Genomic DNA, 21952 nt, shown 5'->3' with positions numbered 1-21952 from the left:
GCGTCTTTGCAAAAGTAAGGATTTGTAACCGGCATGCTGCCGCTGGCGGTGGCCGTGATCGGCGGCCTGATCACCTCGACCTGATGAGCCTGCCATCGAATGGTTAGCTCCCAGACGTCGTTCCCGCGCAGGCGGGAACCCAAGTTCGTAGCGAACCACGTAAACTTGGATCCCCGCCTGCGCGGGGACGACGTTCTGAAGCCAACAAAAAAAAGCCGGCCCAAGGGCCGGCGCTCTCAGCTACCGATCGATTTACCGATCAATAGTCACGGCGGCTGCCACCACCCAGGATCTTGGCCAGCAGGAAGCCCACGCCCGCAGCAATCGCCACGGCGGTACCCGGGTTCTGGCGCACGTATTCGCGGCCCTGGTCCATGTACTGGCCGTAGGCGTCGGTCAGCTGTTCCTTGCGCTGACCCAGGCTGTCGCCCGCGCCGCTCAGCATGCCCTGCAGCTTGTCCACGCCGGCGTGGGCGGTCGTTGCCAGGCGGTCGACCACCGGCTGCACGCTGTTGACGGCCTTGTCGACCATCGGCTTGGCGGCGTCCGCGGCCTGGTCGATCTTGCCGTGCAGGTCCTGGGCCTTCTGGTCGACCACGTTCTGGGCCTTGTTCGCCATGTCCTTCATGTCGCCGCCGGTGCCGGAACCGGTGGCCGAGCCGGCGCCCGTGCCGCTCTGGCTGCTACCCGACGAACCAGTGGGGCCCATGCTGGAGCCGCCGCGGTTGAGGTTGGACGAGCCGTTCGAGCCGGACGAACCGGTCGAGCTGTTGGTGCCGCTGGCGGTCGAGCCGCTGGCGCTCATCGCACCCATCGAGCCCACGCCCTGCGAATTCGACGACGGCGACGACGACGAGGAACCGGCATTGCTGGTGCCGCCCACGGCGCCGGTGCTCGACGCGGTGGCGCCGCCGGTGCTCGAGCCGGTCGAGCCGGTCTGGTCCTTGCCCTGGTTCATCTGGCTGCTCTTGTTCAGGCTGCTCGAGCTGTTCGAGCTGTTCGAGCTGCCCTGGTTACCTGCATTGCTACCTTTTGCTTCGCTCGGCTTCTGATTATCCATGATGTATTCCTCGTAAAATTTTGACTGACGCGGAGTAGACCGATATTCGACCATCAACACATTGACCCTGAACACTTTCAGGAGTTCCGCGCATAGGAATGATCCATTTCGGGTTTCGCTGGGTAGGGCCGCGATGCCGGTTCGACACCGGTCGCGCGGCGTCGCGATAGAAAAAATACAACTTACGGACGAGGGGGACTGTGCGCTGACTAACAGAGCTGTTGGATCGTGGCGAAAGAGGCCGCCGGAAAGCAAAAAGGCACCCCGATGGGATGCCTTTACGCCAAAACTGGTGCCGCTGACCGGAATCGAACTGGTGACCTTCGCATTACGAATGCGCTGCTCTACCGACTGAGCTACAGCGGCGGGAGCCGTATTCTAACAAACAACTTCGTCAACTGGCTAGCCCGGCTCGGCAATTTTGTCCAGATCACTCCTGGTGGTAGCTGGTCACGCGCTCGACCTCGCTCTTCGAGCCGAGGAAAACCGGCACGCGCTGGTGCAGCTTGGTCGGCGGGATGTCGAGGATGCGCTGGCGGCCGTCGGTGGCGGCGCCGCCGGCCTGCTCGACGATGAAGGCCATCGGATTGGCCTCGTACATCAGGCGCAGCTTGCCCGGCTGGGACGGATCGCGCAGGTCGGCCGGGTACATGAAGATGCCGCCGCGGTTCAGGATGCGGTGCACGTCGGCCACCATGGAGGCGATCCAGCGCATGTTGAAGTCCTTGCCGCGCGGACCGGTCTTACCGGCCAGCATTTCGGAGACATAGCGCTGCACCGGCGGGTGCCAGTGGCGCTGGTTCGACATATTGATCGCGAATTCCTTGGTCTCTTCCGGGATCTGCATGTCCTTCTGGGTCAGCACCCAGGAGCCCATCTCGCGGTCCAGGGTGAAGCAGTTGACGCCGGCGCCGGTGGTCAGCACCAGCATGGTCTGCGGGCCGTAGACGGCGTAGCCGGCGGCGACCTGCTTGGCGCCTGCCTGCATGAAGTCGGCTTCGGTCGGGGCGGTCATGCCTTCCGGCGCCTTCAGGACCGAGAAGATGGTGCCGATCGAGACGTTGACGTCGATGTTCGACGAGCCGTCCAGCGGATCGAACAGCAGCATGTATTCGCCCATCGGGTAGCGGTTCGGGATTGGGTGGATCGATTCCATCTCTTCCGAAGCCATGGCCGCCAGGTGGCCGCCCCACTCGTTGGCTTCGAGCAGGATCTCGTTCGAGATCACGTCGAGCTTCTTCTGCACCTCGCCCTGGATGTTCTCGGTGTCGGCGCTGCCCAGGATGTCGCCGAGGGCGCCCTTGCCGACCGAGTGGCTGATGGTCTTGCAGGCGCGCGCCACCACCTCGATCAGGAGGCGCAGGGATGCCGGGATGTTGTTGTGGAGGCGCTGCTCCTCAACCAGGTATTGGGTCAGGCTGACTCGTTTCATGAACTTCCTTCGTTTGGTTGAATTCGTTTTCGGATCGTGGGCACGGGGTGCCCACGTTCATTCTTAATTGGCCAAGGCTTTGGACACCACCTCGCGCACGTCGTTCGACAGCTTGCCCTGGCCGGCCACCTGCTGCAGCGCTTTCTTCATGTGCGCCTGCAGGGCCGGCGAATAGCGGCGCCAGCGGTCCATGGCGCGCGACAGGCGGCTGGCCACCTGCGGGTTGAGCGCATCCAGGGCGATCACCTGCTCGGCCCAGAAGGCGTAGCCGCTGCCGTCCGGGGCGTGGAACTGCACCGGGTTGTTGACGCAGAAGGCGGCGACCAGGCTGCGCGCGCGGTTCGGGTTGCGCAGCGTGAAGGCCGGGTGCTTCATCAGCTCGCGCACGGCCGCCACGTCGGTGGTCGGGGCCGATGCCTGCATCATGAACCACTTGTCGACCACCAGGGCCTCGCCCTGGAACTCGTCGTAGAAGCGCTGCAGCGCGGCCTGGGCGCCGGGTGCGCGCGCATGCACGAGGGCGCTCAGGGCGGCCGCGCGGTCGGTCATGTTCGTGGCTTCGTCGAACTGGCGCTGGGCCAGGGCGATCGATTCCTCGTCCGGGGCCGCGCACAGGTAGCTCAGCGCCAGGTTCTTCAGCGCCCGCTTGCCGATCGAGGCGGCGTCCGGGCTGTACTCGCCCGGGGTCTGGTTGGCCTGGTACTGGGCCAGCAGCTCGGTGCGCAGGCGGGCGCCGATGTCGGCGCGCACGAACTGGCGCGCGGTGTGGATCGCCAGCGGGTTCACCACGTCGAGCTGGTCGGCGATCATGGTTTCCGACGGCAGCAGCAGCGCCTGTTCGCGGAAGGCCGGGTCGAGGCTTTCGTCGGCCAGCATCTTGCGCATCGCTTCGACGAAGACGTCGTCCAGGTCGAGCGCGTCCGGACCGCCGTTGGCGCCGGCCATGCCGGTCAGCTTGAGCAGGCGGCCCATGGCCAGGCGCTGGCCGGCTTCCCAGCGGTTGACCGGGTCGCTGTCGTGGCTGAACAGGTGGACCAGTTCGGCGTCGCTGTAGCCGTGCTTCAGGATCACCGGGGCCGAGAAGTCGCGCAGGATGGAGGGTGTCGGTTGTTCCAGCACGTCGGTGAACACGAAGGTCTGGTCGGCTTCCGTCAGTTCCAGCACGGCCGTCGTGCCCTTCGGCTGGCCGTCGATCATCAGCGGCATGTCGGTGCCGTCCTTGCCCAGCAGGCCGACGGCCACCGGGATGTGGAAGGGCAGCTTGTCCGGCTGGCCCGGGGTCGCCGGGCAGGACTGGACCAGGCGCAGGGTATAGGTTCTCGCCTGTTCGTCGTAGCGGGTCTCGGCCTGCACGATGGGCGTGCCGGCCTGGCTGTACCAGCGTTCGAACTGGGTCAGGTCGCGGCCGTTGGCGTCGGCCATCGCCATGCGGAAGTCGTCGCAGGTGACGGCCTGGCCGTCGTGGCGGGCGAAGTACAGGTCCATGCCCTTGCGGAAGCCTTCGCGGCCCAGCAGGGTCTGGTACATGCGGACCACTTCGGCGCCCTTCTCGTACACCGTGACCGTGTAGAAGTTGTTGATCTCGACGAAGGAGTCCGGGCGCACCGGGTGGGCCATCGGGCCGGCGTCTTCCGGGAACTGGGCCTGGCGCAGGGTGCGCACCTGGTCGATGCGGGTGACGGCGCGGCCGGTATCGGTGCCGATCATGTCGGCCGAGAATTCCTGGTCGCGGAACACGGTCAGGCCTTCCTTCAGCGACAGCTGGAACCAGTCGCGGCAGGTGACGCGGTTGCCGGTCCAGTTGTGGAAGTATTCGTGGCCGACCACCGCTTCGATGCCCTGGAAGTCGAAGTCGGTGGCGACGCGCGGATTGGCCAGCACGAACTTGGTGTTGAAGATGTTCAGGCCCTTGTTTTCCATCGCGCCCATGTTGAAGTCGCCGACGGCGACGATCATGAAGCGGTCGAGGTCGAGCTCGAGGTCCCAGCGTTCCTCGTCCCAGCGGATGCTGCGCTTGAGCGACTGCATCGCGTAATCGGTCTTGTCGAGGTTGCCCTCTTCCACCCACACCTGGAGTAATGCCGTGCGGCCGTCCTGGAGCCTGAATTTTTCCTCCTGGCAGACCAGGCGCGCGGCCACCAGGGCGAACAGGTAGGACGGCTTCTTGAACGGATCTTCCCACAGGGCGTAGTGGCGGCCGTCGGGCAGCTCGCCCTCGTCGACCAGGTTGCCGTTCGAGAGCAGGACCGGATATTTGTCCTTGTCGGCGCGCAGCATGACCATGTACTTGGCCATCACGTCCGGACGATCCGGGAACCAGGTGATGCGGCGGAAGCCCTCGGCTTCGCACTGCGTATAGAAATTGCCGTTCGAAACGTAGAGGCCGCTGAGCGTCGTGTTGCTCTCGGGAACGCAAATCGTCTCGATCTCCAGCGTGACGCTGTCCGGCGTGTCCGGGATACGCAATACCGTGCCGTCGATCGTGTAATCGCCCTCGGCCAGGGTTTTGCCGTTCAGGCGGATTGCCACCAGTTCAATATCCTCGCCGTACAATTCGATGTCGCGCCGGCTGCTGTCCGGGTTGCGGCGCATCGTCATCCGGTTGGCGACGACGGTGCGGGCGGGATCGAGGTCAAAACCGAGCTCCACGGTCTCGACCTGGTAGCTGGGGGCAGTGTAGTCCTTGCGATAGATGGTCTGGGGCGTATCGGTGCGCATGGTTGGTGTCCGCGAACGATGGTGGAATGAATGCTTATTTTACCAACAGCGGCGGCATGCTTCGATTCCACGTTCGTCTGCGGTTTTCCTGTGTATCGCACTGTAGCCGCCGTAACCGCCCGTAAATGTATTTCTGAAAATTGAACAGCAGGCGTAAACTGTATTCGTGAAGAATTCCGATTGAAGCAAAGATAGCCAGATGGAGCATGTCATGAAACGCATAATGATCGCGGCGGCAGCATCCTTGAGCCTGCTGCTGGGCGGCTGCGCGACCACGATCCGCAGCGACGTCACCACCTTCCACCAGTGGCCGGCCCAGATTACCGACAAGAGCTACGCCTTCGAGGCCCCGGCCCCGCAGGACAACACGCTCGAGCTGCAGAACTACGAGAACCTGGTGCGCGACCAGCTGAACCGCCTCGGCTTCCACGAGGCGCAGCAGTCGCCGGCCCTGAAGGTGGCGGTGCGTTTCGTGACCGTCGACGTGCCGACCCAGGTGCTGTACCCGTCCTATGCGCCCTTCTATCCCTATTCGGCGCGCTTCGGCTACGGCGGTTTCCGCCGCCGCTACTGGGGCGGCGGCTGGTACAACCCCTTCTATGACCCGTTCTGGGGCCCGGTGCCGCGCTACGACGTGGAAGAGGAACACCGCTACCACCGCCAGCTGCAGATCTCCATCAGCTCGGCGACCGACAGCAAGCGCCTGTTCGACGTGACCGTGCGTAACGTCAGCAAGACCATGTCGACCCCGGCGGTGATGCCGGCGCTGGTGCAGAGTGCCTTCGAAGGCTTCCCTGGACCGAATGGCGGGGCGCGGGTGATCGAGTTGAAGCAGGAGCCGCGGAAGGGTTGAGTTTCAGTCTCTCTCGGCGCTTCAGTATGGGTTCCCGCTTTCGCGGGAACGACGGTGGTTTGCTCAGGCCAAATACCTCTCCGAAAAAAACGTAATCGCCACAATCAGCAAAACCGCCAGCGCCAGCACCGCCAGCAGGCGGCCGAAGCGCGGGCTGTCGTCCTGCTGGGGCTCGATCGGGGGTTCGTTGTCGTCGCTGAACTCTCTCATGGCTGTCATGGCAGAAGGATGGTCTTGCCGGTGGTGCGCCGCGATTCCAGCGCAATATGGGCCTGGGCTGCGTCCGCCAGCGGGAAGCGCTGGTGGATCTCGATCTTGATCTTGCCGCTGGTGACCATCTGGAACAGGTCGGCCGCCATCGCCTCCAGGTCTTCGCGCTTGGCCGCATAGGTCTGCAGGGTCGGACGCGTGATGTAGAGCGAGCCGCGCGAAACCAGTTCGGAAAGTGCGAAGGGCGGCACCGCGCCGGACGAGTTGCCGAAGCTGACCATCAGGCCCAGCGGCTGCAGGCAGTCGAGCGAGCGCAGGAAAGTGTCCTTGCCGACCGAATCGTAGACCACCGGCACCTTCGCCCCGTTCGTGATCTCCAGCACGCGCTGCACCACATCCTCGGTGTTGTAGTTGATGACGTGGGCCGCGCCATGCTGCCGGGCCAGTTCCGCTTTCTCGTTTGACCCCACCGTGCCGATCAGGTTCACGCCGAGCGCGCGCGCCCACTGGCAGGCGATCAGGCCGACCCCGCCGGCCGCCGCGTGGAACAGGATGGTCTCGCCGGCCTGCAGCGGATAGGTACGGCGGAACAGGTACTGCACCGTCAGGCCCTGCAGCATCATCGCCGCGCCGGTCTCGAAGTCGATGTCGTCCGGCAGCTTGACCAGGATATCGGCCGGCATCACGCGCAGCTCGCTGTAGGCGCCGTTCGGGCGCGCCGCATAGGCCACGCGGTCGCCTGGCCGCACATGGGTCACGCCCTCGCCCACCGCCTCGACCACGCCGGCGCCCTCCTGCCCCAGGCCCCCTGGCAGCGGGGCCGGATAAAGGCCATTGCGGAAATAGACGTCGATGAAGTTCAGGCCGATCGCATGGTTGCGCACGCGCGCTTCACCGGGACCGGGCTCGCCGACCTCGACCTCGGCCAGTTCCATCACCTCGGGACCGCCGGTACGCGCGTAGCGGATCGCTTTTGCCATTGCCATTCTCGTTCTCCTTTGTCAGGACAGTTCCATCAGCCGGGACAGGACCAGGTGCGCGCTCGCCACATTCGTCGCGCACGGGATGTTATGGACGTCGCAGGCACGCACCAGGGCATTGATGTCCGGCTCGTGCGGTTGCGGGGTCATGGGGTCGCGCAGGAAGATCACGCAGTCGATCTCGCCGTTGACGAGGTGGGCGCCGATCTGCAGGTCGCCGCCCAGCGGGCCCGAATGCATGCGCGTGACGTCGAGGCCGAGCTCGTTGTTCAGGCGGCCGCCGGTGGTGCCGGTGGCGGTGAGCGTGCAGCGGCCCAGGAACTCCCGGTACTCGGCGGCGAGCGCGATCATGTCGTCTTTTTTCTTGTCGTGGGCAATCAGGGCGATTCTTGGCGGTGGTTTCATCTTTTTCCCTTAGGTTCTTTTCAGCGACAGCATATAGATTCCCGCCAGCACCAGGCCGGTCCCGGCCAGCTGCACGGTCGTGATCGGCTCACCCAGCAGCGCCCAGCCCAGGAACAGCGTGGACACCGGGCCGATCATGCCGGCCTGCGAGGCGGTCGCGGCGCCGATGCGCTGTACCGCGATCATCGTCATGAAGACCGGGAAGATGGTACAGAATATTCCGTTCACGAGCGAGAGGCCGTAGACCTGCAGCGGCTGGATCAGCAGCGAGGCCGGGCGCAGGATGAAGAACTGGGCGATGCAGGCCACGCTCGAGACGCACATGGCGTAAGCCACCAGGCGCAGCGAGCCGATGCGCCTGACCATCTCGCCGGTGCCCAGCAGGTAGATCGCATACGCCAGCGCCGAACCCAGCACCAGCAGCGAACCGGTGACGATGCTGCCGGCGCCGCCCTGCAGGTCGTGCACGAACACCAGCACGATGCCGCAGTAGGACAGGCCCAGCGCCAGCCATTGCGCGCCACCGATGCGGCGCTTCAGGAACACGGCGGTAATCAAGAGCACGAAGGTCGGGGTCAGGAACAGGATCAGGCGCTCCAGCCCGACCGAGATGTATTGCAGCCCCAGGAAATCGAGGTAGCTGGACAGGTAGTAGCCGATCAGGCCCAGGCCCACCAGGCGCCAGCGGTCGGCGACGGCCAGGGGCGGCTGGGTACGCATCTTCCAGATCGCCACGCCCGCAAATACCGGAAGCGAGAACAGCATTCTGAAGGCGATCAAGGTTACTGCATCGATGTGGTAGCGATACAGCAGTTTGGCGACGACAGCTTTGGTGGAGAACAGGACGGCGCCGGCAATGGCGATGGCGAGGCCGCCGATCAAGGCCGGACGTGGGACCGGCGCAACGGAAATGTCGATTGCAGATTTGCTCATCAAAAGATTGTAGTGCGAATCCGGATTTCCGGCTGAGGGCGGCTGCGAACGCCGGATGGCAATAGTGGTCCAACCGCCGCTGACCCACTTCAAAGAGGAGATGTTCATATGAGCACTGCTGGCGGCGTCAAGCGCAGTGGCTCCGAACGCACCATCGTCCTGGCCCTGCTGGGCCTGCTCGCGGCCCTGTGCTGGGCCTACCTGCTGGTCCGTGTCGGCCGCATGGCGCCGCTCGGCCTCGGCGCGGCCGGCAAGACCGCCGCCGCCCCCTGGCACGCCGGCGACCTCGGGCTGCTGTATGGGCTCTGGGTAGTCTTGATCGCGGGGATGATGCTGCCGGCGGCGGCGCCCTCGGTGCTGCTGTACGCGCGCGTCAAACGCCTGCGGCGCGAACGCTGGGTCTACGCCGGCACCCTGATGTTCATGCTCGGCTACCTGTGCGTCTGGTGCTGCTGCGCGCTGGCGGCGGCGCTGGCGGCCTGGCTGCTGCACGATACCGGCGCGCTCGACGAGAGCATGGCGATCGCCGATCCCACCGTCGGCGCGCTGGCGCTGGCGGCGGCCGGGGTCTACCAGTGGACGCCCGCCAAGCACATCAGCCTGGACAACTGCCGCACGCCGCTGGCCTTCGTCCTGACCCATTGGCGGCGCGGCAGCTGGGGCGCGTTCAGGATGGGCATCGCCGACGCCCGCTATTGCACCGGCTGCTGCTGGCTGCTGATGGCGCTGGTGCTGCCCTTCGGCGTCCTCAACCTGCCCCTGATCTGCGGCCTGATTGCCCTGATCCTGGCCGAAAAAATGCTCCCCGGCGGACACCTGCTGGCCTGCGCCACCGGACTCGGACTGGTGGCCTGGGGTACCGCGCTGTTGTTTCCCTGACAGTTTTTGAGCAAGGGCGCTATGATAAAATGTCGAGGATTAAATCCATACCGTCTAAGGGAATCTCGACATCATGGCTGGACACAGCAAATGGGCCAATATCAAGCATAAGAAGGCCGCCACCGACGCCAAGCGCGGCAAGATCTGGACTCGTCTCATCAAGGAAATCACGGTTGCAGCCCGCATGGGCGGCGGCGACATCGCCTCGAACCCGCGCCTGCGCCTGGCAGTCGACAAGGCTGCCGACGCGAACATGCCGAAGGACAACGTCACCCGCGCGATCCAGCGCGGCTCGGGCGGCCTCGAAGGCGTCAACTACGAAGAAATCCGCTACGAAGGCTACGGCATCGGCGGCGCCGCGATCATCGTCGACTGCATGACCGACAACCGCGTCCGCACCGTGGCCGAAGTGCGCCACGCCTTCAGCAAATACGGCGGCAACATGGGTACCGAAGGTTCGGTGTCCTTCATGTTCAAGCATGTCGGCCAGTTCCTGTTCGCGCCGGGCGTGGAAGAAGACAAGCTGATGGAAGCCGCGCTGGAAGCCGGTGCCGACGACGTCATCGCCGACGAGGAAGGCGGCTTCGAAGTACTGTGCGACCCGAACGCCTTTGCCGGCGTCAAGGATGCGCTGGAAAAGGCCGGCTTCAAGGCCGATTCCGCCGAAGTCATCATGAAGCCGGACACCGAAACGGTGTTCACCGGCGAAGACGCGCAGAAGATGCAGAAACTGCTCGACGTCCTGGAAAACCTGGACGACGTGCAGGAAGTGTATACGAACGCCGTCATCGAAGAGTAAGCAAGGACCACGAAAGGCCCCCATGAAAATCCTGGTAGTCGGCTCTGGTGGCCGTGAACATGCCCTGGCCTGGAAACTGGCCCAATCCGACCGCGTCCAGACGGTCTACGTGGCGCCCGGCAACGGCGGCACGGCGCACGATGCGCGCCTGGTCAACATCGACATCACGGATCCGGCCGCGCTGGCCGACTTCGTGGTCGCCGAGCACGTCGCACTGACCCTGGTGGGACCGGAAGCGCCGCTGGCGGCCGGCATCGTCAACCTGTTCCGCTCGCGCGGGCTGAAGGTCTTCGGCCCGACCCGCGAGGCGGCCCAGCTGGAAAGCTCGAAGGACTTCGCCAAGGCCTTCATGGAACGCCACGGCATCCCGACCGCGAAGTACCAGACCTTCTCGGATGCGCAACAGGCCCATGCCTACATCGACGCCAACGGCGCCCCGATCGTCATCAAGGCCGACGGCCTGGCGGCCGGCAAGGGCGTGGTGGTCGCGATGTCGCTGGAAGAAGCGCACCAGGCGGTCGACCACATGCTGTCGGATAACCGCTTCGGCGACGCCGGCGCCCGCATCGTGATCGAGGAATTCCTGGCCGGCGAAGAAGCCAGCTTCATCGTCATGTGCGACGGCAAGAACGTGCTGGCACTGGCCACCTCCCAGGACCACAAGCGCCTGAAGGATGGCGACCAGGGTCCGAACACGGGCGGCATGGGCGCCTACTCGCCGGCGCCGATCGTGACGCCGTCGATGCATGCGCGCGTGATGCGCGAGATCATCAACCCGACCATCCAGGGCATGGCCAGGGACGGCATCCCCTACTCCGGCTTCCTGTACGCCGGCCTGATGATCGACGCCGCCGGCAACCCGAAGACGCTGGAATTCAACTGCCGCATGGGCGACCCGGAAACCCAACCCATCATGGCGCGTCTGAAGAGCGACTTCGTGACGGTGCTGGAACACGCCTGCAACGGCACGCTGGACGCCGTGGAACTGGAATGGGACCGCCGTACCGCGGTGGGCGTCGTGATGGCCGCCGCCGGCTATCCGGACGACCCGGTCAAGGGCGACATCATCGACGGCATCCCGGCCGAAACCCCGGAATGCATCACCTTCCACGCCGGCACCCGCCTGGTCGACGGCAACCTGCAAACCTCGGGCGGCCGCGTGCTGTGCGTGGTGGGTCTGGGCGACAGCGTCAAGATGGCGCAGAAGCAGGCCTACGAAACCGTGGAGAAGATCCACTTCAATGGGGCGCAGTATCGCCGCGATATTGGGTGGCGTGGGGTCAAGCAGTAAGTCTTCCGCGCACTAAAAAGACGGGACGTTTGCCGGAAGGTGACGTCCCGTTTTTTAAGCGCCACCGTCGTCCCCGCGAAGGCGGGGACCCAAGGACCAGCCAAACTAAGCCGTCATGTCAGCGTAGAGATCACGCCAATCGGGATTCATTTTCTGGACTAGATTCACCTTCCAATCCCTGTTCCAACGCTTGATCAGTTTTTCTCGACGCGCTGCTTCCATGACGTAGGTATGCACCTCATACCAGACGAGATGTGTCAGTCGATATTGCTTCGTGAATCCATCGAAAACGCCTTCACGATGCTGCCAGACGCGCTTCAGCAGATCGGTTGTGCTGCCTACATATAAAGTTCCATAAGGGCGATTCGTCAGGATGTAGACATAGCTGTGCTTTTCCATCATTGCCGAACCCATGGTTAAAACACCGATGTTCCGTTTACATCGCTTGCGCAGCCATGCGTCCCCTCAATAAGAACTTGGGTCCCCGCCTTCGCGGGGACGACGGTGGCAGAGGAATGACGACTCGGGAGCGCCAGTGGTGTACAATCCCCGATCCATTTTTTTCAGCCGCCACCTCATCCACATGTCCACCCCGAACCCTGCCGCCGTCAAGGCCTGGCTGCTCGATTTGCAGGCGCGCATCGTGCAGGCGCTGGAGGAAGTCGATGGCAAGCCGTTTTTGCGCGATACCTGGGAACGTGCCGAAGGTGGCGGTGGTGTTTCGCGGCTGATCGAAGAAGGTAATGTGTTCGAGCGCGGCGGCTGCAATTTCTCCCACGTGCAAGGCAAGAGCCTGCCGCCGTCGGCGATGGCCGCGCGGCCGGAACTGGCCGGACGCGCCTGGGAAGCGATGGGGGTGTCGCTGGTGCTGCATCCGCGTAATCCTTATGCGCCGACCGTGCACATGAACGTGCGCTTCTTCGAGGCGACGGCCGAGGGTAAGGAACCGGTCTGGTGGTTCGGCGGCGGCATGGACCTGACGCCCTATTACGCCGATGAAGGCGACGTGCGTCACTTCCACCAGGTCTGCCACGATGCGCTGGCGCCTTTCGGCGAGGACCTGCATCCGCGCTTCAAGCGCTGGTGCGACGATTATTTCTACCTGAAGCACCGCAAGGAAGCGCGCGGCGTCGGCGGCATCTTCTTCGACGACTTCAACGAGATCGGTTTCGAGCGCGCCTTCGCGCTGGTGCAAAGCGTGGGCAAGGGTTTCCTCGATGCCTATCTGCCGATCGTCAAGGCGCGCAAGGACCTGCCGTACGGCGAGCGCGAACGCGACTTCCAGGCTTACCGCCGCGGACGTTACGTCGAGTTCAACCTGGTCTGGGATCGCGGCACCCTGTTCGGCCTGCAGTCGGGCGGGCGTACCGAGGCGATCCTGATGTCGATGCCGCCGATCGTGAAATGGCGCTACGACTGGCACCCGGAACCGGGCAGCCCCGAGGCGAAGCTGTATAGCGACTTCCTCGTCCACCGGGATTGGCTGGCCCCGTGATTCGCTGCGTTGCCCTGCTGGGAGGCAGTTTCGACCCGGTACATGACGGCCACGTCGCGCTGGCCGAACTGTTCGCGCACCTGCTTCATCCGGACGAGCTGCGCATCATGCCGGCCGGACGGCCGTGGCAGAAGAAGGCGGGACTGGAAGCCGGCGATGCCGACCGCGTCGCGATGCTGGAGCTGGCGTTCGCACACGCCGCCTTCCCCGCCATCGTCGACCTCCGGGAAATCGAGCGCGACACCCCGACCTACACGGTCGAGACCCTGCGCGAACTGCGCGCCGAACTCGGACCCGATGCCTCGATCGTGTTCCTGATGGGCGCCGACCAGTTGCAGAAGCTGGACAGCTGGATCGACTGGAAGGAACTGTTCGCGCTGGCGAATTTCGGCGTCGCCGCGCGCCCGGGCTACCGGCTCGATGCCGCTGCCCTGCCGCCCGCGGTGGCGCAAGAACTGGCGCCGCGCCTTGCCACGCCCGAAGAAGTACGTGCGAGCAAGGCCGGCAAAGTCTGCCTGGCACATACGCTGGCGGTCGATGTTTCGGCCACCGAAGTACGTGCGGCTTTAAAGGAAAATGCGCCGTCAAAGGTAAGCGCGCTCCTTGCGCCGCAAGTGCTAGACTATATTCAACAACATAACTTATACAAGATCTAATGGATATCAAGAAACTGCAAACGATCGTCGTCGACGCCCTCGAAGACGTCAAGGGCCAGGAGATCGCCCTGTTCGACACGACGAACCTGACCAGCCTGTTCGACCGCATCGCGGTCGTGTCGGGCACCTCGAATCGCCAGACCAAGGCACTGGCTGCCTCTGTCCGCGACAAGGTCAAGGAAGCAGGCGGCGACGTGGTCGGCATGGAAGGCGAGGACACCGGTGAATGGGTGCTCGTCGACCTCGGCGACATGATCGTGCACATCATGCAGCCGGCCATCCGCCAGTACTACCGCCTGGAAGAAATCTGGGGCGAGAAGCCGGTCAAGCTGGGCGCGGCCAAGCGCAAGTCCACCGCGGAAGGCCAGGAAGCCGCCGCGGCCCCGAAGACCAAGGGCAAGCACCTGGCAGCTAATCAGGAGCAGCCGGAAGCCAAGCCGGTGAACGAGCGCAAGCCGGCCGCCAAGCGCGCCACCGCCGCATCGAAGACCGCCGGCGAAGCGGCTTCCGCCAAGAAGCCGGCGGCCAAGACGCCGGCCGCCAAGATCCCGACCGGCGCCCGCGTGAAGGTTGCCGTGCCGAAGGCCGTCGCCGCATCCGCTGCCGCCGCGAAAGCCGCCAAGGCCGCCGCACCGAAGCGCGCGGCCAAGGCTGCCGCCCCGGCCGCCGAAGGCGCGGGATCGGCTGCACCCGCGGCCAAGAAGGTCATCCGCCGCATCAAGAAGGCCGACGAATAATCCCGTCGGATAAGTTTCAACAATGCAGTTGATCATTGCCGCGGTCGGCCACAAGATGCCGGCCTGGATCGAGACCGGTTTTGCGGAGTACCTCAAGCGCATGCCGCCCGAGCTGCGCATCGTGCTCAAGGAAATCAAGCCGGTCGAGCGTTCGGGCAGCAAGACCGCGGCCACCGCGATGGCGCTCGAACGCGAGCGCATCGAAGCCGTGTTGCCGAAGGGGGTGCGCATCATCGCCCTCGACGAGCGCGGCAAGGACCTCACCAGCGTCGGCCTGTCCCAGCAGCTGGAAGCCTGGCAGCAGGACGGGCGCGATGTCGCCTTCCTGATCGGCGGCGCCGACGGCCTCGACCCCGAACTGAAGGCCCGCGCCGATGGGCTGATCCGCATCTCCAGCATGACCCTGCCGCACGGAATCGTGCGGGTCATGCTGGCGGAGCAGCTGTATCGTGCCTGGTCGATCACCCAGAACCATCCCTACCACCGCGTTTAGGAAGCTTCCCCGCTTCTTCGAAGATGAAATTTCTCGACAAAAAGATCTACCTCGCCTCGAAGAGCCCACGCAGGCGCGAACTGCTGCGCCAGGTCGGCGTGGAATTTGAACTGCTCAGCCTGCGTACCGATCCCGCGCGCGGCGAGGACGTGAGCGAGGACGAGCATCCCGGTGAGGCGCCGCTCGACTACGTGGCCCGGGTGGCGCGCGACAAAGGCGCCTTCGCCTGGAAGGTGCTGGCCCTGCGCCGCATGCCGCTGCGTCCGGTGCTGTCGGCCGACACCACCGTCACCATCGACGGCCGGATCCTCGGCAAGCCGGCCAATCCCCAGGAAGCCGTGGCCATGCTGGAGAGCCTGTCCGGCCGCACCCACCAGGTGCTGACCTCGGTGGCCCTGCACTACATCGACATCGCCGAGCAGGTGACCCAGGTGTCCAACGTGCGCTTCGCCAAACTGAGCCCGGCCGAGATCAAGGCGTATTGCGCCACCGCCGAGCCCTATGACAAGGCCGGCGCCTACGGCATCCAGGGCCTGGCGGCGCTGTTCATCGAGCATATCGAGGGCAGCCATTCGGGCATCATGGGCTTGCCGGTGTTCGAGACGGCGCAGCTGCTGCGGAAGGCTGGCGTTACCTTCTTCTGAACGGGGGCTCCCTCATGGGGCCAGCCAACGCCATGCATATGTCCGGCGTGGACGGCGTTCACGTTGCGGATATTCCTGTCGCAATGGTCGAGCCGCCCACCCTACGGTATGATGGCACCTTGAACATTTCACGCACGGCCCTAGCCTCATGACTGAAGACATCCTGATCAATATCACCCCACAGGAAACGCGCGTCGCGCTGGTGGTACAGGGAGCCGTGCAGGAGCTGCACATCGAGCGCACGCTCACGCGTGGCCTGGCCGGCAATGTCTATTCGGGCAAGGTCGTACGCGTGCTGCCGGGGATGCAGTCGGCCTTCATCGACATCGGCCTGGAACGCGCCGCCTTCCTGCACGTGGCCGACATCTGGGAAGCCCGCCCCCACGACAACAATGGCGGCAACAACGGCAACGCGGCGCCGACGCCCATCGAAAAGATCCTGTTCGACGGCCAGGTGCTGACCGTGCAGGTGATCAAGGACCCGATCGGCACCAAGGGCGCGCGCCTGTCGACCCAGATCTCGATCGCCGGCCGCATGCTGGTCTACCTCCCGCAGGACAAGCACATCGGCATCTCGCAGAAGATCGAGAAGGAATCCGAGCGCGAAGCGCTGCGCGCGCGCATGCAGGGCCTGCTGCCGCCGGAAGAAAAAGGCGGCTACATCGTGCGCACCCAGGCCGAAGACGCTTCCGACGCCGACCTGGCCGCCGACATCGACTACCTGCGCAAGACCTGGGGCGCGATCCTGCAGGGCGCGCGCACCCGTCCCGCCACCAGCCTGCTGTACCAGGACCTGAACCTGGCCCAGCGCGTGCTGCGCGACTTCGTGCACGACGAGACGGCGGCAATCCTGGTCGACTCGCGCGAGAACTACCTGAAGCTGGTCGAATTCGCCCAGGTCTACACGCCCAGCGTGCTGTCGCGCCTGCAGCACTACACCGGCGAGCGCCCGCTGTTCGACCTCTATGGCGTCGAGGAAGAGATCCTGCGCGCGCTGGGCCGCCGCGTCGACCTGAAATCGGGCGGCTACCTGATCGTCGACCAGACCGAGGCGATGACGACGATCGACGTGAACACCGGCGGCTTCGTCGGCGGACGTAATTTTGCCGACACCATCTTCAAGACCAACCTCGAGGCGGCGCATGCGATCGCGCGCCAGCTCCGCCTGCGCAACCTGGGCGGCATCATCATCCTCGACTTCATCGACATGGAGAACAACGAGCACCGCAACGCCGTACTGGCGGAGCTCAAGAAGACCCTGTCGCGCGACCGCACCAAGGTGTCCGTCAGCGGCTTCTCGGCCCTGGGCCTGGTCGAGATGACCAGGAAGCGCACCCGCGAGTCGCTGGCCCACATCCTGTGCGAGCCCTGCCCGGCCTGCGGCGGCAAGGGACAGGTGAAGACCTCGCGCACCATCTGCTACGAGATCCTGCGCGAGCTGCTGCGCGAGGCCAAGCAGTTCAACCCGCGCGAGTTCCGCATCCTGGCCTCGCAGGAGGTGGTCGACCTGTTCCTCGAGGAGGAGTCGCAGCACCTGGCGATGCTCGGGGACTTCATCGGCAAGAAGATCTCGCTGCAGGTGGAGAAGGGTTACCACCAGGAGCAGTACGATGTGATTCTGATGTGAGCTTTACACGTCAGTTTCGCCAGTTATAACTCATGCATTTGTCATAGTACTCAGATGCTGTTGCTGCTACAGGACAATAGCGTTAAAAATCCCGATAGGGGCAACGCACTTGCCCAGTTTGGACTACAATTTGTGACAATTTGCTGATAATTCGAGAGTTGGCGGTACCGCGGTTTCAAGCGATGGCTTGCCAAGAGCGGCCAGCCGACCGCTAGGCGCTGCCAAACGTCCGATCGACGGTTGGCAGGCTTCCTGATTGACCACTGGCGGCGTCGGTTTTCGTGCTGACTTGCGACCCGTAAGAGACAATGAACGACCCACTCATCCCTGCCGATTTGCTGAAGAAGTCGGACAAGATCCTGTTCATCGCCCACCTGGCGTTGGGCGATTATACATATCTGCAGAACTGCTTCCAGGCGTTCGCGCGGGCCTACCCGCACCTGAAGCTGCACCTGTGGGTCGACGAAGTCCGCCGCACCGGCGACTCTTCGCAATGGCCGCATCTTAAAAAGAACGTGCTGTACGACTGGCTCGATGCCTGCGATTTCATCGACAAGGTCTACAAGCAGAACTACTCGCCCGACCTGTTCGAGGCCTCGATCAGGGAAGCCCGCGAGGAGCATTACCCGATCGTGGTCTCGCTCGGCACCCTGCGCCCGCACTTCTACGCCAACCTGGCCCGCCGCATCAGCCCGGACGGCTTCGTGGTCGGCCTGAAGAAGCCGATGGGCCTGTCCGGCCTGCCGCACTACTTCACCTACCGCAAGCTGGATGCCGCCCTCGACCCGGACGTGGCCGACCGTTCGACCGCGCCCCACATCAGCGACGTGCATGCGGAATGGTTCCGCCGCCTGGCGAACGTGAACATCCCGCCGGCCGAGCGCATCCCCTTCGTCCACATCCCGGAACGCTTCATCGAGGGCGCCCGCGCCCGCCTGCAGGAATGGGGCTTCGACCAGCGCCAGGGCAAGCTGGTGTTCATCAACCCCTTCGCCAAGACCCGCAAGCGCTGCTGGCCGGTCGAACGCGTGGCCGAACTGATCACCACCATGCGCGGCCAGCCGGAATGGCGCGGCGCCTGCTTCATCGTCAACGCGGTGCCGCAGGAAGTCGAGCGCGTGAAGACCATGCTGGCCGAGCGCCAGCTTGACCGCACCCAGCTGTTCAGCGCCAACGAGAACTTCTTCCAGCTGCCGGCCATGCTGGCCCAATGCGACCTGATCGTCTCGGTGGAAACCGCCGTGATGCACCTGGCGAACGCCGTCGGCGTGCCGGTGGTGGCGCTGATGCGCCAGAAGACCCCGGAATGGGCGCCGGTCGACAAGGCCAACAGCACCGTGATCACGGCGCACCAGCGGCGGGATTGGGTGAAGGCGATTCCGGTGCAGGATGTGATGCACGCTTTGGCGTGATCATCGATCTGCGCTTCCCGTAGGGTGGGCACGAAGTGCCCACCCTAGCTGCTTATCTGGCCGCCGACGGGAAAAACAGCTGCTCCCCACCCGGCTTGAACGCCGCAATCTTCGCCTGCCCCTCCGGCGACGTGATCCAGTCGATCAGCTGCTTCGCCCCCCTGTAGTTGATGCCCTTGTGCTTCTCCGGATTCACCGCGATGATGCCGTAGGGGTTGAACATGCGCTTGTCGCCTTCGACCAGGATCGCCAGGCCGGTCTTGGCTTTATATGCGCCGTAGGTGGCGCGGTCGGTCAGGGTGTAGGCATTCATCTCGGCCGCCATGTTCAGCACTTCGCCCATGCCCAGGCCGGCCGACACGTAGTTGCCGCCCTGCGGCTTGGCGCCGATCTCCTTCCAGTAGCCCTTCTCCATCACGTCGGTGCCCGAATTGTCGCCGCGCGAGATGAACTTCACGTTGGTCGAGGCGATCTTCCTGAAGGCGCCCAGCACGTCGTGCATGCCCTTGACGCCGGCCGGGTCCGAGGTCGGGCCGACCACGATGAAGTCGTTGTACATCACGTCGCGGCGGTCGATGCCCCAGCCTTCGAGCACGAACTTGTCTTCGAGCTGGCGCGCGTGCACCAGGGTGACGTCGACGTCGCCGTTCTTGCCCAGCTCCAGGGCCTTGCCGGTGCCGACCGAGATCACGTTGACCTTGATGCCGTACTTCTGCTCGAAGCTGGGCAGCAGCCAGGTCAGCAGGCCGGAATTCTCGGTGCTGGTGGTGGTGGACAGGCGCAGTACTTTCGCCTCCTGGGCCTGGACCGGCGCATAGGCCATCCCGAGGGTGGCGCCGAGGACGAGGGCGAGACTGAACAGACGGCGTTGCATGGTGTTCTCCTTGTTGTCAACGAACTTCGAGCTTCCCGTCGCGCAGCTTGAGGCGATGCACGCCGGGCAGGCCGATCAGGTCGCGGTCGTGGCAGGCGATGATGACGCTGCCTCCCGCTTCGACCACGGTGGGGATCAATTCGATCACCTGCTCGCGCGCCTGGCCGTCCAGGTTGGCGGTCGGCTCGTCGAGCAGCAGCAGTTTCGGCGACAGCACCCGGGCGCGCGCCAGCGCCACGCGCTGCCGCTCTCCGCCCGACAGCCTGGCCGGATCGGCGTCGCCCAGGTGGCCGACGCCGGCCCAGGCCATCGCCTCCTCGACCCTGGCGGCCGCCTGGGCCTTCGGCAGGCCGCGCACATGCAGGCCGTAGCCGATATTGTGGGCGACGCTGGTCGAGAACATCACCGGATGCTGGTGCACGTAGACGATGGCCTCGCGCATCGCCTTCGGGTAGGGGTGGGGATTCACTTCCTGGCCTTCGAAGCGCATGCTGTCGACCTCGGCGCGTTCCAGGCCGCCCAGCACGCGCAGCAGGGTGCTCTTGCCGGCGCCGTTGATCCCGGTGAGCACGTAGGCGCTGTGGGTCGCGACCTCCATGCAGCCGATGTCGAACAGCAGGCGCTCGCCGTAGCGCTTGCGCAGGCCCTTCACGCCCAGCAGGGCGCGGCGCCGCTCGTCGCCGGTGCGCACCGGCGTGCTCCTGACCATGCCCTGCAGCGAAACCGGCTGGATCATGCCCTGTCCTTCGCCGCATGGGCATCGCCCTGCAGCAGCATCAGCGCGCCGTTCATCAAGAGCGCAATCGACACCAGCACGATGCCCAGCGCGATCCCCTGCGCGAACTCGCCCTTGCTGGTTTCCAGGGCGATGGCGGTGGTGATGGTGCGCGTCTCGCCTTCGATATTCCCGCCCACCATCAGCGCGCAGCCGACTTCCGAGATCACCCGCCCGAAGCCGGACAGCACCGCCGCCATCACGCCGAAGCGGGCCTCGTGCAGCACCCGCAGCATCACCTGCAGGCGCGAGGCGCCGAGGGAGATCGCGGTCTCCGCATAGCGCGGATCGATGGCCTGCACCGCGGCCAGGGTAAAGGCCAGCAGCACCGGCAAGGCCACCACGAACTGGCCGGCGACGATGCCCGGCTGCGAGAACAGCCATTGCAGAGACCCCATCGGCCCATGGCGCGACAGCAGCAGATACAGCAGCAATCCGATCAGCACGGTGGGCAGCGACAGCGCCGCCTGCGCCAGCCAGATCGCGATGCGGCGCCCCGGAAAGCGGTGCAGGCCGATCAGGTAACCCAGCAGCACCGCCGGCGGCGTCGCCAGCAGCAGGCCGAACACGCTGGTCTTCAGCGAGACCCAGATGATGCGCCACAGCGCGGGGTCGCCCGTGAACAGCAGCGTGAAGGCGCGCAGGGTTGCGTCGATCAGCTGCATGCCACCTCGTCGCCCCCTGACATCACATCGTCGCCCCCTGACATCACATCGTCGCCCCCGCGAAGGCGGGGGTCCAAGTCTTGTTTGCGTCACGATTGCGCCGGCAAACCTGGGCCCCCGCCTGCGCGGGGGCGACGTGGCGCTCACGCATAATGTCGCTGGCGCTCTGCTTCCAGCGCGTCAAGGAAATCCGGCTCGAACACCAGCCGCTCCGCCCCCGTCAGCAGCAGGAAGTGCCGTCCTGTGCAGCGTGCCAGCAGCGACATGCCGACCTTCTCGGCCACCATATGCCCCATCTGGGTGGTGCCGGAGCGCGACAGCAGGAAGGGGATGCCCATCTGGGCGCCCTTGATCACCATTTCCGAGGTCAGGCGGCCGGTGGTGTAGAAGACCTTGTCCTCGCCCCTGACGCCGTCCAGCCACATCAGCCCGGCGATGGCGTCGACCGCGTTGTGGCGGCCCACGTCCTCGACGAAGTACAGCAGCTCGCCCGTGTTCGAGAACAGCGCGCAGCCGTGCACCGAGCCGGCCTGCTTGTAGACCGACTGCTGGGTACGGATGGTCTCGACGATGCGGTAGACGACCGACTGGGTCAGGCGCGCCTCATCAGGAAGACTGATGGAATCGACCTCATCCATCAGCCCGCCAAATATGGAACCCTGGCCGCAGCCGGTGGTGACGACCTTCTTCGCGGTGCGCTCCTCGACGCCGGTAATGCCCTTGCGGGTCACCACCGCCACCGCGTCCACCGACCAGTCGACCTGGATCGACACCACCTCGTCCAGCGAGCGTATCAGGCGCTGGTTGCGCAGATAGCCCAGGGTCAGCGCTTCCGGCGCGCCGCCCAGGGTCATCAGGGTCACGAGTTCGCGCTTGTCGACGTAGACGGTCAGCGGGCGCTCGGCCGGGATGTGCAGGACGGAACGGCGTCCGCGCTCGTCGATGGCCGTCACCTCGTGGGTGAGGCTGGCGCTTGCCTGGGACAGCAGAGGTCGATAGCGATGCTCGTTCATC

General features: G+C 64.9%; 23 protein-coding genes and 1 tRNA gene. 11 read left to right on the top strand and 13 right to left on the bottom strand.

Annotated features, from left to right (window positions below; genetic code table 11):
* Positions 1–259 precede the first annotated feature (259 nt).
* The 4 genes from AC1DOQ_RS13510 to pepN form a co-directional block, all read right to left on the bottom strand.
* Positions 260–1060 (bottom strand): ElaB/YgaM/YqjD family protein, encoded by an 801-nt coding sequence (locus AC1DOQ_RS13510; RefSeq protein WP_477364649.1) that lies wholly within the window; start codon positions 1058–1060, stop codon positions 260–262.
* A 290-nt stretch (positions 1061–1350) separates the two neighbouring features.
* A tRNA-Thr gene (locus AC1DOQ_RS13505) sits at positions 1351–1426 on the bottom strand.
* A 64-nt stretch (positions 1427–1490) separates the two neighbouring features.
* Positions 1491–2492, bottom strand: coding sequence for a class 1 fructose-bisphosphatase (locus AC1DOQ_RS13500; RefSeq protein ID WP_477364646.1), 1002 nt, complete (start codon positions 2490–2492; stop codon positions 1491–1493).
* A gap of 63 nt (positions 2493–2555) precedes the next feature.
* Entirely contained in the window at positions 2556–5210 is a 2655-nt protein-coding gene (gene pepN, locus AC1DOQ_RS13495) for an aminopeptidase N (protein ID WP_477364643.1), read from the bottom strand.
* Positions 5211–5421: 211 nt separating this feature from the next.
* Here pepN and AC1DOQ_RS13490 point away from each other — a divergent pair, with 211 nt between their 5' ends.
* Complete coding sequence (locus AC1DOQ_RS13490) at positions 5422–6063, top strand: DUF4136 domain-containing protein (protein WP_477364640.1); 642 nt, start codon at positions 5422–5424, stop codon at positions 6061–6063.
* 63 nt (positions 6064–6126) lie between these two features.
* Here AC1DOQ_RS13490 and AC1DOQ_RS13485 read toward each other — a convergent pair whose 3' ends face one another.
* The 4 genes from AC1DOQ_RS13485 to AC1DOQ_RS13470 are packed head-to-tail and all read right to left on the bottom strand — an operon-like array spanning position 6127 to position 8591.
* Positions 6127–6273, bottom strand: a complete 147-nt coding sequence (locus AC1DOQ_RS13485) for a hypothetical protein (protein ID WP_441934824.1) — start codon at positions 6271–6273, stop codon at positions 6127–6129.
* A 5-nt stretch (positions 6274–6278) separates the two neighbouring features.
* Complete coding sequence (locus AC1DOQ_RS13480; protein ID WP_477364988.1) at positions 6279–7253, bottom strand: quinone oxidoreductase family protein; 975 nt, start codon at positions 7251–7253, stop codon at positions 6279–6281.
* A gap of 21 nt (positions 7254–7274) precedes the next feature.
* Entirely contained in the window at positions 7275–7658 is a 384-nt protein-coding gene (locus AC1DOQ_RS13475; protein ID WP_477364638.1) for a methylglyoxal synthase, read from the bottom strand.
* A gap of 9 nt (positions 7659–7667) precedes the next feature.
* Complete coding sequence (locus AC1DOQ_RS13470; protein WP_477364635.1) at positions 7668–8591, bottom strand: DMT family transporter; 924 nt, start codon at positions 8589–8591, stop codon at positions 7668–7670.
* 108 nt (positions 8592–8699) lie between these two features.
* On the opposite strand from AC1DOQ_RS13470, the gene AC1DOQ_RS13465 reads away from it, so the two are divergent.
* The 3 genes from AC1DOQ_RS13465 (at position 8700) to purD (ending at position 11560) form a co-directional block, all read left to right on the top strand.
* Entirely contained in the window at positions 8700–9470 is a 771-nt protein-coding gene (locus AC1DOQ_RS13465; protein ID WP_477364632.1) for a DUF2182 domain-containing protein, read from the top strand.
* Between the two features lie 73 nt (positions 9471–9543).
* The gene (locus tag AC1DOQ_RS13460) at positions 9544–10269 is read left to right on the top strand and encodes a YebC/PmpR family DNA-binding transcriptional regulator (RefSeq protein WP_477364629.1); all 726 of its coding nucleotides are present in this window, start codon (positions 9544–9546) and stop codon (positions 10267–10269) included.
* Between the two features lie 22 nt (positions 10270–10291).
* A complete protein-coding gene (gene purD, locus AC1DOQ_RS13455) occupies positions 10292–11560 on the top strand; it encodes a phosphoribosylamine--glycine ligase (protein ID WP_477364626.1) in 1269 nt (422 codons plus the stop codon).
* A 105-nt stretch (positions 11561–11665) separates the two neighbouring features.
* Here purD and AC1DOQ_RS13450 read toward each other — a convergent pair whose 3' ends face one another.
* Positions 11666–11974 carry a GIY-YIG nuclease family protein gene (locus AC1DOQ_RS13450; RefSeq protein WP_477364623.1) on the bottom strand — a complete coding sequence of 103 codons (309 nt, stop codon included), beginning with the start codon at positions 11972–11974 and terminating at the stop codon, positions 11666–11668.
* 169 nt (positions 11975–12143) lie between these two features.
* Here AC1DOQ_RS13450 and hemF point away from each other — a divergent pair, with 169 nt between their 5' ends.
* The 7 genes from hemF to AC1DOQ_RS13415 all read left to right on the top strand — a co-directional run bounded on the left by hemF (position 12144) and on the right by AC1DOQ_RS13415 (position 18624).
* A complete protein-coding gene (gene hemF, locus AC1DOQ_RS13445) occupies positions 12144–13055 on the top strand; it encodes an oxygen-dependent coproporphyrinogen oxidase (protein WP_477364620.1) in 912 nt (303 codons plus the stop codon).
* Positions 13052–13711: a nicotinate-nucleotide adenylyltransferase gene (locus AC1DOQ_RS13440; protein WP_477364617.1), complete on the top strand. Its 660-nt coding sequence runs from the start codon at positions 13052–13054 to the stop codon at positions 13709–13711. The genes hemF and AC1DOQ_RS13440 overlap by 4 nt, the downstream gene beginning before the upstream one ends.
* A complete protein-coding gene (gene rsfS, locus AC1DOQ_RS13435) occupies positions 13711–14448 on the top strand; it encodes a ribosome silencing factor (protein WP_477364614.1) in 738 nt (245 codons plus the stop codon). The genes AC1DOQ_RS13440 and rsfS overlap by 1 nt, the downstream gene beginning before the upstream one ends.
* Positions 14449–14470: 22 nt before the next feature.
* The gene (gene rlmH / locus AC1DOQ_RS13430; protein ID WP_477364611.1) at positions 14471–14941 is read left to right on the top strand and encodes a 23S rRNA (pseudouridine(1915)-N(3))-methyltransferase RlmH; all 471 of its coding nucleotides are present in this window, start codon (positions 14471–14473) and stop codon (positions 14939–14941) included.
* 23 nt (positions 14942–14964) lie between these two features.
* Positions 14965–15585 carry a Maf family protein gene (locus tag AC1DOQ_RS13425; RefSeq protein ID WP_477364609.1) on the top strand — a complete coding sequence of 207 codons (621 nt, stop codon included), beginning with the start codon at positions 14965–14967 and terminating at the stop codon, positions 15583–15585.
* Positions 15586–15733: 148 nt separating this feature from the next.
* A complete protein-coding gene (gene rng / locus AC1DOQ_RS13420) occupies positions 15734–17212 on the top strand; it encodes a ribonuclease G (RefSeq protein WP_477364606.1) in 1479 nt (492 codons plus the stop codon).
* A 308-nt stretch (positions 17213–17520) separates the two neighbouring features.
* On the top strand, positions 17521–18624 hold the full coding sequence (locus AC1DOQ_RS13415) for a glycosyltransferase family 9 protein (RefSeq protein ID WP_477364603.1): 1104 nt from the start codon (positions 17521–17523) through the stop codon (positions 18622–18624).
* 52 nt (positions 18625–18676) lie between these two features.
* Here AC1DOQ_RS13415 and AC1DOQ_RS13410 read toward each other — a convergent pair whose 3' ends face one another.
* From AC1DOQ_RS13410 to AC1DOQ_RS13395, 4 genes are all read right to left on the bottom strand, one after another.
* Positions 18677–19498: an ABC transporter substrate-binding protein gene (locus tag AC1DOQ_RS13410; RefSeq protein ID WP_477364600.1), complete on the bottom strand. Its 822-nt coding sequence runs from the start codon at positions 19496–19498 to the stop codon at positions 18677–18679.
* Between the two features lie 16 nt (positions 19499–19514).
* Positions 19515–20207: an energy-coupling factor ABC transporter ATP-binding protein gene (locus AC1DOQ_RS13405; protein ID WP_477364985.1), complete on the bottom strand. Its 693-nt coding sequence runs from the start codon at positions 20205–20207 to the stop codon at positions 19515–19517.
* Positions 20208–20230: 23 nt separating this feature from the next.
* On the bottom strand, positions 20231–20938 hold the full coding sequence (locus AC1DOQ_RS13400; protein ID WP_477364597.1) for an ABC transporter permease: 708 nt from the start codon (positions 20936–20938) through the stop codon (positions 20231–20233).
* Positions 20939–21081: 143 nt separating this feature from the next.
* A complete protein-coding gene (locus AC1DOQ_RS13395) occupies positions 21082–21951 on the bottom strand; it encodes a formate dehydrogenase accessory sulfurtransferase FdhD (RefSeq protein ID WP_477364594.1) in 870 nt (289 codons plus the stop codon).
* Position 21952: the final 1 nt, after the last annotated feature.

The sequence above is a fragment of the Massilia sp. 01N417 genome, assembly GCF_056399645.1.
This window is presented reverse-complemented; position numbering and strand designations above follow the sequence as displayed.